The organism is Pseudomonas sp. 5P_3.1_Bac2, assembly GCF_025465995.1.
In the GTDB taxonomy this organism is placed as follows: Bacteria; Pseudomonadota; Gammaproteobacteria; order Pseudomonadales; family Pseudomonadaceae; genus Aquipseudomonas.
This window is the reverse complement of record NZ_JANLNY010000006.1, coordinates 120946-135990: the sequence shown is the minus strand read 5'-3', so window position 1 is coordinate 135990 and position 15045 is coordinate 120946. Positions and strand designations below refer to the sequence as shown.

At 57.3% G+C, this 15045-nt stretch carries 14 protein-coding genes; 3 read left to right on the top strand and 11 right to left on the bottom strand.

Going from position 1 to position 15045, the window contains the following annotated elements; genetic code table 11:
- Positions 1–69: 69 nt before the first annotated feature.
- Positions 70–1902 carry a tetratricopeptide repeat protein gene (locus NTD81_RS05015; RefSeq protein ID WP_262180112.1) on the top strand — a complete coding sequence of 611 codons (1833 nt, stop codon included), beginning with the start codon at positions 70–72 and terminating at the stop codon, positions 1900–1902.
- A 112-nt stretch (positions 1903–2014) separates the two neighbouring features.
- On the opposite strand, the gene NTD81_RS05010 is transcribed toward NTD81_RS05015, so the two are convergent.
- From NTD81_RS05010 to flgB, 11 genes are all read right to left on the bottom strand, one after another.
- Entirely contained in the window at positions 2015–3676 is a 1662-nt protein-coding gene (locus NTD81_RS05010; protein WP_262180109.1) for a flagellar hook-associated protein 3, read from the bottom strand.
- 42 nt (positions 3677–3718) lie between these two features.
- On the bottom strand, positions 3719–5764 hold the full coding sequence (gene flgK / locus NTD81_RS05005) for a flagellar hook-associated protein FlgK (RefSeq protein ID WP_262180107.1): 2046 nt from the start codon (positions 5762–5764) through the stop codon (positions 3719–3721).
- Between the two features lie 6 nt (positions 5765–5770).
- A complete protein-coding gene (gene flgJ / locus NTD81_RS05000; protein WP_262180105.1) occupies positions 5771–6958 on the bottom strand; it encodes a flagellar assembly peptidoglycan hydrolase FlgJ in 1188 nt (395 codons plus the stop codon).
- A gap of 10 nt (positions 6959–6968) precedes the next feature.
- The gene (locus NTD81_RS04995; RefSeq protein ID WP_262180102.1) at positions 6969–8072 is read right to left on the bottom strand and encodes a flagellar basal body P-ring protein FlgI; all 1104 of its coding nucleotides are present in this window, start codon (positions 8070–8072) and stop codon (positions 6969–6971) included.
- A gap of 11 nt (positions 8073–8083) precedes the next feature.
- The gene (gene flgH, locus NTD81_RS04990) at positions 8084–8803 is read right to left on the bottom strand and encodes a flagellar basal body L-ring protein FlgH (RefSeq protein ID WP_262180100.1); all 720 of its coding nucleotides are present in this window, start codon (positions 8801–8803) and stop codon (positions 8084–8086) included.
- 100 nt (positions 8804–8903) lie between these two features.
- A complete protein-coding gene (gene flgG / locus NTD81_RS04985; RefSeq protein WP_262180097.1) occupies positions 8904–9689 on the bottom strand; it encodes a flagellar basal-body rod protein FlgG in 786 nt (261 codons plus the stop codon).
- Positions 9690–9735: 46 nt separating this feature from the next.
- Positions 9736–10476, bottom strand: coding sequence for a flagellar basal body rod protein FlgF (locus tag NTD81_RS04980; RefSeq protein ID WP_262180095.1), 741 nt, complete (start codon positions 10474–10476; stop codon positions 9736–9738).
- 206 nt (positions 10477–10682) lie between these two features.
- Positions 10683–12053, bottom strand: a complete 1371-nt coding sequence (gene flgE, locus NTD81_RS04975; protein ID WP_262180093.1) for a flagellar hook protein FlgE — start codon at positions 12051–12053, stop codon at positions 10683–10685.
- A 40-nt stretch (positions 12054–12093) separates the two neighbouring features.
- Positions 12094–12783, bottom strand: a complete 690-nt coding sequence (locus NTD81_RS04970) for a flagellar hook assembly protein FlgD (RefSeq protein WP_262180092.1) — start codon at positions 12781–12783, stop codon at positions 12094–12096.
- A 24-nt stretch (positions 12784–12807) separates the two neighbouring features.
- Positions 12808–13257 (bottom strand): flagellar basal body rod protein FlgC, encoded by a 450-nt coding sequence (gene flgC, locus NTD81_RS04965; protein WP_262180090.1) that lies wholly within the window; start codon positions 13255–13257, stop codon positions 12808–12810.
- A 14-nt stretch (positions 13258–13271) separates the two neighbouring features.
- Positions 13272–13679 carry a flagellar basal body rod protein FlgB gene (gene flgB / locus NTD81_RS04960; protein ID WP_262180089.1) on the bottom strand — a complete coding sequence of 136 codons (408 nt, stop codon included), beginning with the start codon at positions 13677–13679 and terminating at the stop codon, positions 13272–13274.
- 359 nt (positions 13680–14038) lie between these two features.
- Between flgB and NTD81_RS04955 the strand changes: the two genes are divergently transcribed.
- Together NTD81_RS04955 and bfr are read left to right on the top strand one after the other, a co-directional pair.
- Positions 14039–14257, top strand: a complete 219-nt coding sequence (locus tag NTD81_RS04955) for a bacterioferritin-associated ferredoxin (protein WP_262180087.1) — start codon at positions 14039–14041, stop codon at positions 14255–14257.
- Positions 14258–14455: 198 nt separating this feature from the next.
- Complete coding sequence (gene bfr / locus NTD81_RS04950; protein ID WP_262182041.1) at positions 14456–14926, top strand: bacterioferritin; 471 nt, start codon at positions 14456–14458, stop codon at positions 14924–14926.
- Positions 14927–15045: the final 119 nt, after the last annotated feature.

Below are 15045 nucleotides of genomic sequence, written 5' to 3'. Positions count from 1 at the left end.
GCCGGTAAGCCGGATGATCCTAGGATCATCCGGCTTTTTATCATCTGTAATCTGTTGGACTGCACCTATATGGCCAAACACACTACTCAGCCGCAACCCGCCCCCGTGGACTTTGCCCAAGCCACCTTACAGGCCTGGAATGGGGAGCTGGGCCTGCTACAACTGTTCGACCTGTGCAACCAACTCAGCGCCCAACAGCAGGCTCCTCTGGCCGCGGTGCTGTACCAAACCTGGCTCAAGCGCAACCGCACCACTCACGACCATCTGGCCTTGTTCAACCTTGGGGTGATTCTGTTCAGTGAAGGCGATTACGCCGGTGCCGGTGAGGTGTATAACCACGCCTTGCGCTTGGACCCAAACTTCTTGCAGCCGCGCTTTAACCTGGGTTTGGTACACGAGCGTCTGGGCCAGCACGATATCGCTACCGCCCAGTGGCAATGGCTGGAAACCCACGCCCGCGCGGATGACGCCGAACAACGACCGTTTTTATTGATGGCGCTGAACAACCTAGGCCGGCATTACGAAGAACAAAACCGCTTTGCCGATGCGCTCAACGCCTTAACCAAGAGCCTGCAGCTGGAACCCAACCAGCCGGATGTGATTCACCACTGGGTGTTCCTGCGCGCGAAACAGTGTCTGTGGCCCGTGTATGAGCCCCTACCCGGTTTGCCCGAAGCCATGCAGCGCGAGTACACCTCGGCCCTGGCCATGATCAGTATTTCCGAAGACCCGCAGGAGCAACTGGCGGCCGCCCAGCAGTACGTGCGCAATAAGCTGAGCACGCCTGCGCATAAGTTGGCGCCGGATAAGCCGTATAAACACAAAAAGCTGCGCATTGCCTACTGCTCCTCCGACTTCTGTCTGCACCCGGTGGCCAAGCTGACCGTGGAGTTGTTTGAGCTGCACAATCGCGAGCAGTTTGAGGTATATGGCTTCGACTGGAGCCATGAAGACGGCTCGGCCTTACGCCAACGCGTGATCAAGGCCATGGATCATTTCGAGCGCATCCATCACTTAAGCGATGAAGCTGCCGCGCAACTGATCCGCGCGCATGAAATTGACATCCTCATCGACCTGCAAGGGCAAACCCTCGGCGCTCGCCCTTACATACTGGCCTTGCGTCCGGCGCCAGTACAGCTCACCTACCTAGGCTTACCGGCCACCACAGGCTTACCGTCGATTGATTACGTGATCGCCGACAAATTTCTGATCCCCGAAGATCAAACGCAGTTCTATTCGGAAAAACCGCTCTACCTGCCGGATGTCTACCAGGCCAGCGACCGCCAACGGCAAGCATCCGCGCCGCCCAGCCGCAGCAGCTGCAACTTGCCGGAAGACGCCGTGGTGTTCTGCTCGTTCAACAATAACTACAAGTTCACTGAGCAGATGTTCCATTGCTGGATGCGCATCTTGCAGCGCACGCCTAATTCGGTGCTCTGGCTGCTCTCGGATAACCCCTGGGCGCAGGCTAATTTAATCGCCCAGGCCCAAGGCTTCGGCATTGATATGGCGCGGCTGATTTTTGCCCAGCGAGTCTCGCCTGAGGATTATTTGGCGCGCTTTGCGGTGGCTGATCTATTCCTCGACACCTACCCCTTCAACGCCGGCACCACCGCCAATGATGCGCTGTGGATGGGGCTGCCGGTGCTCACCCGCAGCGGCCAAACCTTCGCCTCACGCATGGCTGGCGCCCTGCTCACGGCAGCAGAGCTGCCCGAGCTGATCACCTATGACCTGGCCAGCTATGAGGAACAGGCCGTGGCTCTGGCGCATAGCCCAAGCACCTTGCAAGAGCTGCGCACACGCTTACAAGCAGTACGCGCAGAGGGTGTGTTATTCGACACTCCTCGCCTGGTACGCAACCTTGAGGAGCAACTTAAGCACTTAGTTCGGCCACATTAAGCGGCTCAAGAGCCGCGCAGCGGGGGCTTACAGCCCCTAGTCAGCGGTCGGTTAAGGCCAAAAAAAACCGCCGCAGTGCAGCACTGCGGCGGTTTTTTATGCGCTCAAGCCATCACATTTTATTGAACAAATTGAGGCTGGCGATCTTCACATAACTTTGCTGCGCGGCCTCCAACACAATGGTCTGGAACGACAAGCGCGACAGCGCCTCGGCGTAATCCAACTCACGCAGATCGGCCTGCACGGACTTATTCACCAAGGTCACGTCTTCGTTATCGGTCTGCGTGGTTTCGATCAGATTAAGGCGCGCACCGATCTGTGTTTGCACACCCAGCACCTGCCCCATGCCGTTGTCCAGATTGCTCAAGGCAATCGCCACCTCATCGCGCACCGCCAAGCTACCGTTAGCTGTCGCCGGGGTGGCTTCCAGCGCCTGACGCAGACGGCTAACGGTATTGAGAATGCTGCGCTGCTCTTGGAATTGCGGCTGCACACTGAACTGGTCGCCACTGTCGAGGGTGCCGTTAACTTGCAAGGTGGCACCTAACACGTCGACAGTATCCGGCGGCCCGGGCGTGACCGCCGCGGTTTGCAGCACCGGATTACCGGCCTTATAGGGCTGCGAATAGACCTCGAAATCAGCGCCGTTATAACGCAGCAACACTCCGGAGGTAGGAAACTGACTGTTGAACACCGCTTGGTTGGTCACCTCCCCGGCGCTTAGTCGCGCAGAGGAAGTGTTGCCCGATGAGCGCGTCAGGGCAAAGTCAGTGGGGATCGATTGCAGGGTGAAGCTGTGGGCCCCTGGGGTGCCGACCGTGTTGCTGTCAGCCAGCAAGTTATCTAGATCCAGGGGGTTGTCACCGTCTTTGAGGATGACATCCAACTGAAACCGCATACCGCGAAAGTTAATGACGTTACCGCCCGTAGCCACCGGATCGATCTGGCCGCCACCGGCGATATCGCTGGTGACATCGACGCCATCCTTGTCGTAGATGGCGAACTCTTTGCCAGTGACCATCACCATCGAATACGGCTCACCCGGGCGGAACTGGCTGTTGTACGCCTCGTTGTCTTGCACCAAACCCGGCGAGATAAACACACGTTGATCGGCTGCAGTCTTGGCGGCAAAGCTGGTGGACTGCAGCGGCGGCATTGGTAAGTTGGGGTTGTCCACACCGCTGTCGCCCATCACCCGGTTGGCGTTGGTCACGGCTTCAAACAGGCTCTTGCCGTTGTCGTTGATCGCCACCGTACTGGAGGTGGCCACCTGCAAACTGCGCTGGCCTTCGTCACCATGATAGGAGTAAGTGCCATCAGGGTTACGGGTAAAGGGCTCGGTTTTACCCAAGTTGCCGCTAAACAAATATTCGCCCCGGGCGTTACGCGAGTTCATCAGATTGAGCAGCTCGCCTTCACGCTCCTCCAACTCTTTGGCGATGGACTTGCGATCATCAGCGGACAATGCACCGCCACCGGCCTGTACCGCCAATTCGCGAATGCGCTGCAACACGGTGTTGACCGAATTGAGCGTCGACTCCTCCTGACTCAGGCTGTTCTTGGCCGCTGTCAGGTTGGACTTGTACTGGCCCAACTCTGCCTGCTGCTGCTCCAACTGCAACAAGCGCACCGAGGCCACCGGATCATCGGCTGGGGTCAGAATGCGATTGCCACTGCTGATCTGTTCTTGGGTACGAATCACATTGGAGTAGTTACGACCCAGGCCGTTTACCCCATTGTTGTACGCCTGAACCGAAGAAATGCGCATGACCATAAAACTAACCTCGAAGCTCTAAATGCCAACCCAGACGGTGCATTAGAAGGAATTAATCAGGGTATCGAACAGACTACGGGCAACTTGAATGATTTGTGCCGACGCCTGGTAGTACTGCTCGAACTTGATCAGATTGGCCGCCTCTTCATCCAAGCTCACAGCAGACAGAGAGTCGCGGTTATCGGTGGCCTGTTTGAGGATGGCCGTGTTGGCTTCGGTGTCGACCCGGGCCTGACTGGTCAGGGTGCCAACGCGCTCGACCAAATCACCATAGGCATCGGTGAAGCTGGCGCCAGTGGTTTCCGGCGACAGTGGATTAATGCCTACCACGGGACGCTTTTGCAGGTCGATTAGCTGCAGGGCATTGCGGTTATCCGAGACGCCATTGGTGTTGAACGAAACCGAGAAGTTATCGCCCTCTTTCGGCCGCCCACCGATGCTCACCGCGTACGTGAACTCCTCCAGATAAGGCGGGCCAAGATCCGCCGGCACAGTGATCTCAATGTTGTTGGTTTGCCCTGGCGTGATGCTGTTGCTAAACAGAATGTTACCGCCTGAGTCATACACATCGAAGCTTTGCAGATCCCCGGCCACCGTAGGCTCTGGCCCCATCACAATGCGCACTGGCGGTTGTTGGCGCAGGCTGGCTTCTAAGTCGGCCTTGGCCACCGGGTCGTAGATATCGATGATGCTTTTGAGCACCGGCTGGCTGATGGTGCCGGTGCCCACGTTGGCCGGGCTGACCTCAGATTTCAGCGGCGCAGCAAAGGCCAGCTCCTGCGGTTGAGTCATGTCCGCACGGATGGTCTGCGCGGCATTGCGCGTAGGGATCAGGCGGAATTTATCGCCATTGACCACACTGCCAGCATTGATGTTGATCGACAGGCCATCGAACTCCGCCGGCGGCACAGCGCCCACATCAAAGGGGCCAAAATCCTTACCGTCATCCAGACGCCGCACCGTGAAGTTACTGGCATCGGTGAAAGTTACTTCATAGTCACTGGTGCTCAGCTGAGTGGTGTCCTGGATCAGCACATTGAGGTTGGCCGTGGGGTCGTAGTTACCCACCTGAGCCAGACTGCGCTGGGCCGTCAACTCGGGATCATTAAGCTGGCGGAACAAGCCCTTGCCAAAGTCGCCATTGAGATCCAGCCCCTGCCCCAGCTGACTGTTGATCTGATCCGTCACGGACAGTGCCAGGCGGCCAACGGAGTTGAGCGTGGTATCGAGCACATCTTCGCGATAGCGGATCAAACCACCCATCTCGCCGCCGGTGACCATGCTGGTGATGTTTTGCCGCGAGTTGCCACTGACGAACTGGACCTCGTTGCGCAGCGGGTCTTTAGTGCCGGGCACCACCTCGATTCGCGAAGCTTTGTTGCCCACCACCAACGGCTGCCCGGAGCCGACAAACAGGTTGTAACTGCTGTCGTCCTGCGCCACCACGGTGACGCCAATAAAGGTCGAGAGCTGCCGCACGGCTTCCTCGCGCGAGTCGAGCAAGTCGTTAGGTGGATTGCCGGTAGCACTGGCCATGGCAATCGCATCATTGAGCTTGGCGATGGAGCCGGCTAGTTGGTTGACCTGATCACTGACCGCCGACAGCTGCTTATTAACAAATGCGTTTTGATCCCTGAGACGGTCATAGACAGTGTTAAAGCGATTCGCCAGACCTTGCGCCTCAGACAGTACCAATTGCCGCGCGGGCAGGTTGGCCGGATCTTCGGCAGCCGTTTGCAGCGCCGCAAAGACTTTTTGCAGGCCCGGACTGATCCCAGTGGTGGCGCCAGCCAGCAGCGAGTCGAGCTGGCTGATCTGCCCTTCATAGGCACTGGCGTCGCTATTGAGTGCAGTGCTGCTGCGCACTTGGGTGGTCAGAAACTCGTTATAGATGCGCCGCACATCAGTCAGGGTGGTGCCCGTACCGATGTACCCGGCGCCAGTGAACTGCGGCGTCTGAGTTGCCTGAATCGTATCCTGGCGGGTAAACCCTGGGGTGTTGACGTTGGTGATGTTGTGCCCCGTCACCGCCAACGAGGTTTTATTGGCATTGAGGCCGGACAAGCCAATTTTAAGTAAGTCAGCCATGGTTTATCAGCCTTTCGCAGGCGGCACGCTGGCGGCGGCCACGGTTTGATAAGTTTGCATTTGCCGCGCGATCTGGGCGATTTTGCGTGCGTAATTAGGGTCGGTGGCGTAACCGGCCTTTTGCAGTTCTTGGGCAAACTGCTCAGGTTTTTCGGTTTTGCTCAGGGCTTTGTCATAGCGATCGTTGCCCTGCAAGAAGCTCACGTAATCCTCAAAACTATGGGAATAGGATTCATAAGCACGGAACGACGCGGCTTCTTTTACGGCCTTACCGTCTTGGTACTCAGTGGTCAGCACCCGGGCCGACTCACCCTCCCAAGCGCCATGGGTCTTGATACCGAATAAGTTGTGGCTGCTGCTGCCATCTTGCTGGCGAATAATCGATTTACCCCAACCGGTTTCCAGGGCGGCTTGCGCCACCAGATAACGCGGATCAACGCCAATTTTCTGCGCCGCCTGCTCCGCCATGGGCAGCATGGTGGCGATAAATTCGTCCTTGGAGCCAAACGCCGCTTTCGCCGGCGCTAAGGGCGGTTGGGCGACACGGCGGCCGGTAATGGCGTCGCTGCCATTGATGCTTAGGGCTTTGTCGGCCGGTGCGGCATAAGCTTGAGCCGTACGCCAATCGACTTGCGCCAGGCTTTGCCCGGTGTTGCTGGCGTCGGCGGCGCCCGTGTTCGGCACAATTCCGGCGAGCAAGCGATCAGTCAGCTTGCTCGGTAAGGACAGGCGCCGTTGGTTGAGCAGCGCCGCGTCATTTCGGCTGCTATCGACATTAGCCAGGGGCTTGCTGGGCGCCGCCGGACTGGCCTGATCCACCTGGGCAAAGGGATTGGGCCGCGAGCTGCGCGTCTTGAGTTTGGACATCTGCCGTTCCAGCACATCGGCCAGACCAATGCCATTTTTGTTATTGGCCAGGGTTACCGACAACTGCTGGTCGTACATGTCTTGATAGGTCTTGCTCTCGTTGCTGTTCATAAAGTTGCCCTCGCCAAACACTTCGTTGGCCGAGCGCATGGCTTTGAGCATTTCATTCATAAACAGCGATTCGAATTCTTTAGCGACCTTCTTGATGTTCTCTTCGCTATCGCCGCCGACCTTAAATTGCTGCAGGCGATTAAGGTCGGTGACCGAGCCACTATCACTAGGGCTGCTGCCACTGCCCAGTAAGCCGGCGGAGAGTCGGGAGTCCATGCTTAAGTCCTCAAATCACAATCAGGTCGGCTTGTAAGGCGCCGGCTTGTTTGAGCGCCTCCAAGATGGCCATCAGGTCAGAAGGCGAAGCGCCGACCTGATTCACCGCCCGCACAATTTCATCCAACGTGGTGCCGGGGCCGAACTTAAACATCGGCTTGGCCTCTTGCTCGGCATTCACCCGCGAGCGTGGCACCACGGCAGTCTGGCCGCCGGAAAGAGCCTCGGGCTGGCTGACGATAGGGTCTTCGGTGATGGTCACGGTGAGGCTGCCGTGGGTCACCGCGGCCGGCTGCACACGCACGTTCTGGCCAATCACAATGGTGCCGGTACGCGAGTTGATGATGACCTTGGCCACCGCCTGGCCCACCTCTACCTCGAGATTTTCCAGAATCGACAAATAGTCCACCCGCTGGCTCGGATCGAGTGGCGCGCTGACGCGAATCGAGGCGCCATCCAGCGCTTGAGCCACCCCTGGGCCAAGCAGCTCGTTGATATGATCGACGATGTTTTTCGCCGTGGTGAAGTCTGGGCGGTTGAGGTTCAAGGTCAGCGTGTTGCCTTGCTCGAAACCGCTCGGCACAGGGCGCTCCACCGTGGCGCCGCCGGGGATACGGCCGGAAGACGGCACGTTGACGGTGATCCGCGAGCCATCGCTGCCACCGGCATCAAAGCCGCCCACTACCAGGTTGCCCTGGGCTACGGCGTAGATATTGCCGTCGATGCCTTTGAGCGGCGTCATCAGCAAGCTGCCGCCGCGCAGGCTCTTGGCGTTACCAATCGAGGACACGGTGATGTCGATGGTCTGGCCGGGCTTGGCAAAGGCCGGCAGGTCGGCATGAATCGACACCGCCGCGACGTTTTTCAATTGCAGGTTGCCGCCTGCCGGCACCTTGATACCGAACTGCGACAGCATGTTGTTGAAGGTCTGCACGGTAAATGGCGTCTGCGTGGTTTGGTCACCACTGCCATTGAGCCCCACCACCAAGCCGTAACCGATCAGCTGGTTGGTGCGCACGCCCTGAATGCTGGCCAAATCTTTCAGCCGCTCCGCCTGCGCCACATTGATCAGCAGCAGCGCAGTAAATGCCATTAGGTATTTAGCCAGCTTCATCGACAGCTCCCTTAGAACGGCCACAGCGGGCTCATAAAGAAGCGACTCATCCAACCCGGTTGAGTCGAATCGGCGAACGCCCCGGTGCCCGAGTAGGTGATGCGCGCATCGGCAACCCGGGTGGATGACACGGTGTTGTCGGTGGAGATGTCATCGGCGCGGACCAAACCAGAAATGCGCACCAGCTCATCTCCCGTGTTCAGGGTCAGCCATTTTTCGCCACGCACTTGCAGAATGCCGTTGGGCATCACTTCGGCCACCGACACGGTGATCGAGCCAGTCAGGCTGTTGCTCTGCCCGGCCTGGCCGGAACCGGAGTTTTCCCGACTGGCGTCGTAGTCAGCGCTCAGGCTCAGCTTATCGCCAGTCATGCCCAAGGCACTGAGACCCGACAGAGGGTTCTTCGGCGCAACCGTCATGCCAAACAGGTTCGGCACACCGAGGCTGCCAGAGCTGTCCTTTTGCACTTGGCTGTTGGTGTTTTTGCTGGCTTGGGTGCGTTCATTGAGGGTGATGGTGATGACATCACCGATCCGATAAGCCTTGCGATCACTGAACAGGCCATTGTCAAAGCCGGCCTGGAAAATCGAGCCGTTATTTTGCGCGGCCGGCAGCGGCGTGCGCGGCATGACTGGAGCGTAATAGGGGTCATTCGGCTTTGGCGAGGGCGCCACACAGCCGCTTAACAACAGCGAGCTGAGCAATGCGCTAAGGGTGAAGAGCCGGATCATGTCTATTACCTCAGGTATAGCCACTGCGGAGCGTTGCTCGCAGTGTCGGTACTTACGTCAATGCCATTGCCGCCCCTGATTCAGGGGCTAGCCATAGGTGTTAAAGGTTCTGCGAGATGTAGCCGAGCATCTGGTCAGCGGTGGAGATGACCTTGGAGTTCATCTCATAGGCACGCTGGGTGGTGATCATGTCGACCAGCTCTTCCACCACGCTGACGTTGGAGTTTTCCAAGGTGTTTTGCAGGGTGGTGCCTAGGCCGTTCAAGCCCGGCGTGCCCACTTGCGGCGCGCCACTGGCAGCGGTTTCGAGGAACAGGTTGTTGCCGATCGCTTCCAGCCCAGCCGGGTTGATGAAGTCGGCGGTCTGCAAGTTGCCAACGATCTGCGGCTGCGGGTTGCCGGCGGTCGTCACCGACACCGTGCCGTCCTCACCCACGGTGAAGGTGCTGACTTCGTTGGGCAGCACGATGGCCGGCTCCAGCGCGTAGCCGTTAGACGTCACCACCTGGCCATCGGAGTTGAGATGGAAGGTGCCATCGCGGGTGTAAGAAACGGTGCCATCGGGCATCAGAATCTGAAAGAAGCCACGGCCGTTAACGGCCAGATCCAGCGGCTGATCAGTGGTCTGCAAACTGCCTTCGGTGAAGACTTTCTGCGTACCGACGATGCGCACCCCGGTGCCCAGTTGCAGGCCCGACGGCAGCTCGCTGTCCTGGGTGGTCTGGCCGCCCGGCTGACGACGAATTTGGTAGAGCAAGTCCTGGAACTCGGCACGATCACGCTTAAAGCCAGTGGTCGACACGTTGGCCAAGTTGTTGGAAATGGTGGTCAGGTTCATGTCCTGAGCGGACAAACCGGTTTTACTGACCCACAGTGCAGGAAGCATAAAGGTTCTCCTCGGGCGTCGGTTTATCGACGGCGCGTGCTGGTTATCAGCTCATTTGCAAGACGCGGGCCACGGCAGCCGCATCATCTTCGGCAGTGCGCATCATCTTCACTTGCAGTTCAAACTGCCGGGACAACGACAGAATCGCGGTCATCTCAGCCACCGCGTTGACGTTGCTCGACTCTAAAAATCCGGAGGTGATTTCCACCGTGGCATCCGCGGCCACCGGGTCTTGCCCGGTGTAGCGAATCAAGCCGTCGGTGCCCTTCTCCATTTGCTTGAGATCAGGGTTGACCAGCTTCAGGCGATCCACTTCTGCCAGCACGTTGGGCGCTTCGCCCAAGGCGCGGATACTGATGGTGCCGTCGTTACCGATCTCGATTTTTTGCTCAGGCGGCACCGCGATCGGCCCGGCGTTGCCCATAACCGGCAAACCATCGCCGGTGCGCAGCACGCCCAGGGCATCGACATTCAAGCTGGCAGTACGCACATAGGCTTCACTGCCATCGGGCGCTTGCACGGCTAACCAACCTTTGCCGCCGATGGCCACATCGAGATCACGCCCGGTTTCTTGCAACGAGCCCGGAGTGAAATCCGTGCCTGGGCGCTCGCTCATGGCATAGACCCGTGACGGAAAACTGTCACCGAACACTTGCATGGAGCGCGCCTGCTCAAAGTCCCGACGAAATCCAGTGGTGGAAACGTTGGCCAGGTTGTTGGCGTGCGCACGCTGGGCCAGGGTGTTCTGGTGGGCCCCAGTCATCGATACGTACAGCATTTTGTCCATGGTTATTCTCCGAGTTGGGCCTACGCCCGCTGCTCTATGCAAGCTCTAAAGCAATGCTTGTGCCAGACCCGAAAAATAATCTTAATTATTTGATATATAAGGTTTTTAAGGCAATAAAAAAGGCTCCCGAAGGAGCCTTTAAATTGACGCAGCGGCGTGACTTTGCCGCAACCGGCAGACCTGCGACCTACCGCCATCAACCCGCATCAACGCAGGTTGATAATGGTCTGGGTAATCGCGCTTTCGGTTTCGATGGTTTTGGCGTTGGCCTGGTAGTTACGCTGCGCCACGATCAGGTTAACCAGCTGATCGGACAGCTCGACGTTGGAGTCCTCCAACGCACCACCTTGCAGAGCGCCCAGAGTGCTGCTGCCCGGCTCACCAATGGCCGGCTCGCCCGACTCAAAGGTTTGCACCCAAGCGGTCTTACCCATGGGCGACAAACCTTGGTTGTTGGCAAAGTTAGCCAGCAACACCTGCCCCTGAGCTTTCGATTGACCGTTGGTGTAGCGGGCAAAAATGATCCCACTGTCATCCACTTCCAAGCTCGACAGCTGGCCGGTGGTGTAGCCATCCTGGACGATGGAGTTAACCCCAAAGCGCGAGTTGTATTGAGTGGTACCGCGCATATCGAAATTGATCGGCACATTGGCAGCACCGTTAGCCACCATAGTGCCTGGGTTGGCCGGATCTTCTTCCGCCGGAATCCACTTATCCAAGGGAATATCAAAGGTGCCATTCACGGTGCCTGCGGCAACCTCAGGGGTATCGCTGGCCGCTGGTGGCACGCTGGGTGCTGCAGGGGTCAACGCAGGACTCGCCAACTGACCGGACGCATCAAAATTCAGTTGATAGCTAAACGGCCGAGTGCTGCTCGGATCAGCCGGGTTAACCCCGTCAATCAACACATTCATGGTCCAACCATTGTTGGCCGGCGCCTCGTTCTTCACGAAGTACTGGGTCATGACGTGGGCATTGCCCTGGGCATCGTAAATATTGGTCGAGGTCGACTCGTTATACGACAGCGGATCACTTGGATCGAAGGTCGGCAGCGCCATCGTCCCGGCATTGGTCGGGCGCACTTGGGAGGAGTTCAGATTGAGCTTCTGCGTCACCTGACCTGTCGCCTTCGGCTCCTGCTGATCAACCTGCACGCGCAGGTCAGCTTGCACCTTAACCAGATTGCCATTGCCATCGGTGGAATAACCCTGCAGGCGCTGGCCGTAGTTATTGACGATATAGCCATCGCGATCCGTACCGAAGTAGCCGGCACGGGTATAGCTGATGCTGCCGTTATCGCTGGTGATAAAAAAACCGTTGCCGTTAACGGCCAAATCCAGCGGGTTTTGCGTGTAGTTGATATTGCCCTGATTAAACTGCTGGGCCACATCCGCCAACATCACGCCACTGCCCTGCTGGTTTTTACCAGTGCCGAGCACCGAAGCGGCGTACACATCGGCAAACTCCGCACGGGAGGCTTTAAAGCCCGCAGTGCCTGCGTTGGAAATGTTGTTACCCGTGACGTTAAGGTCGTTGGTGGCGGCGCGCAGGCCACTCAAACCGATGTTGAATCCCATACAAACTCCTTGGCCGCGATAGCGGCGCTAAAGCGAACTATTACTGACCAATGACCTGTACTTGCGACAGCGGCACGCTGCCGATACCAGCCAGGTTCAACACCAACTCCGAACCACCCAGCGTCACGCTATCGACGTTTGCCGGCAGCAAGGTGTACAAGCCCTTGCTACCGTCGGCGTAACTGGCTTCAGCCTTAAAGGTATAGGTCGCTGGCGGCAAGGTGTTGCCGCTGGCATCTTTGCCATCCCAAATAAAACTGATCTGACCGGCCTCCTGCGCACCCAAGTTGACCCGGCTAACCGTCGCCCCGGCGCTATCCAAAACGTTGACATAAACGTTAGCGCTGCTGGTGGGCAGAATCAGACTGGCCTTGAAGCTTTCACTGGTATCGACCAGGGCTTGCTCCGCCGGAACAATCACCTTGCGCCCGACCATCGAGGAAGCCTGCAGGGCTTGCGATGACTGGTAATTGCTGAGGATGTTGCCCACCGTGCTATTGAGCTCTTGGATACCTTCAACCTGGCTGAACTGCGCCAACTGAGCGATAAACTCACCGTTGCCTTGGGGCTCCAGCGGGTTTTGGTTATTCAGTTGGGCCACCAGCAGATTAAGGAACTGATCCTTCCCCAGATCACTGGTGCTCTGTGCACTGTTGCTCGAACTGCCACTGGTGTTGGTGATGGAATACTTATCCAACACCGAGCCGGCCACACCGCTCACACTGCTCATACCTTGGCGCTCCTCTGTGCAGCCTTACTGACCCAGGGTCAGGACGCGCTGCATCATTTGTTTGGCGGTATTCATCATTTCAACGTTGGTCTGGAACGAGCGACTGGCAGAAATCATGTCCGCCATCTCTTCCACCACGTTGACGTTGGGGTAATAGACGTAGCCGTTTTCATCCGCCGATGGATGATCCGGCTCGTAGCGTGGCATCAGGCTGCTTTGATCCTCGATCACGCCCATCACCTGCACGCCAACACCAGACTGATCCTGCTCGGCGAACAGCGAACCTTGGTCACCGCTGTTTTGCGTGGCCGTCTGGTACATGGTGGCAAACACCGGATGACGGGCACGGTAGGTCTGATCGACGCTGGACGACACCGTCTCGGCGTTGGCGATGTTGCTGGAGATGGTGTTCAGACGAGTGCTCTGTGCACTCATGCCAGTACCGGCGATGTTAAACACACTGGTGAGGGACATTTTCGAGGCTCCTGTTATTCGCCGCGCAGAGCGCTGACCAGACCTTTGAACTTGCTGTTAAGCAAGGTGAAGCTGGCCTGGAATTGCACGGTGTTTTCCGCGTACTTGGCCTGCTCGATTTGGGCATCCACGGTGTTCTCATCGATGGATGGTTGGAACGGCGTGCGGTAGGCCAACACGCCAGCGCCAGTATCGATCCCGTCAGCGGCGATATGCTGGCTGTCGGTGCGATCCAAGCTGATGTGGCCGTTTTGGTTTTTTTCCACCTGAGCGGCCAGCACATTGGCGAACTCCATATCCCGCGCCTTGTAATGCGGTGTGTCGGCGTTGGCGATGTTGTTCGCCAATACCTCTGCACGCTGGGCGCGAAAACCCAAGGCTTTTTCGTGGATACCCAATGCTCGATCAAAGCTGATGCTCATGGTCAGAAACCTTTGCCGGTTGCCGTTACAGTTTTACCTGCACAGCCTTAAGCAAAGCCTATGCCACAAATTAAAGTCATTTATTTTCAACACCTTATGAATAATCAGCAGCGGCAAAGCGGCAATCTTTAACCGCTTCCGGGCAATGGCAGCAGGCAAAACAGCGTTGCCGGCAGGGATAAAGCGGCCAATCTCGTCAAATTACCGTCGGTCGCCTGGCTCGCTCGCCAAACCAGCGTCTCAGCTGAACCCCCACTAGAAAGGCCGCGAAACATCGCCATATGTCTTTGACAAGCATTCTCATTAACATTAGTATCCGTCTCACTTAACCACTACCTGCTACCGGTGCGAGCCTTAATATGTACGTCTGTCTCTGTGAAGGTGTTACTGACGGTCAGATTCGCGAAGCCATTTACGAAGGCTGCTGCAGCTACCGTGAAGTCCGTAATGCAACCGGTGTGGCCAGCCAGTGCGGCAAATGTGCCTGCCTCGCCAAGCAAGTAGTGCGCGAAACCCTGAGTGAAGTGCAAAGCAGCCAGGCTGCCCTCGCCTACCCAGCAAGTTTTGTCATGGCCTAAATCGCCCGATTTCAAACAACCGGACCCTGTGTCCGGTTTTTTTATGCCTAAAATTCAATGCCTTAGGTAAAAGATGCAGAACTTAAGCGTTCGCATTCATATTAATTTTAACTTTAAATTCAAATACTTAGGTTTGACAGCGGGGAATCACGGGGCCAAAATTTGACTCTTATCCACTACTTCAAGGCAGAAGCGACCATGAAAGGCGACAAGAAAGTCATCCAACATCTGAATAAGATCCTCGGCAACGAGTTGGTGGCGATCAACCAGTACTTTCTGCATGCGCGTATGTATGAAGACTGGGGCTTAAAAAAACTCGGCGAGCATGAGTACCACGAGTCCATCGACGAGATGAAACACGCGGATAAGCTGATCAAGCGCATCCTGTTCCTCGAAGGCCTGCCCAACCTGCAAGACCTGGGCAAAATCCTTATCGGTGAAAACACTCAGGAAATGCTCGAGTGCGATCTGAAGATCGAGCACAAGGCTCACGCTGACCTAAAGGCGGCTATCGCTTACTGCGAAAGCATCGGCGACTACGCCAGCCGTGACCTGCTGCAAGATATCCTCAGCTCCGAGGAAGAGCATATCGACTGGCTGGAAACCCAACTGAGCCTGATCGACGCCGTTGGCCTGCAAAACTACCTGCAGTCGCAAATGGACGAGTAACCCTGGCCCTCGCCAAGGTGAGCAAACGGCAGCTGCGGCTGCCGTTTTTTATGCCGGCTATTTACTCAGGCCAAGCCCAGCGCAAAGCCGATGCAGCTAAATAGCAGGCAATAAAAAAC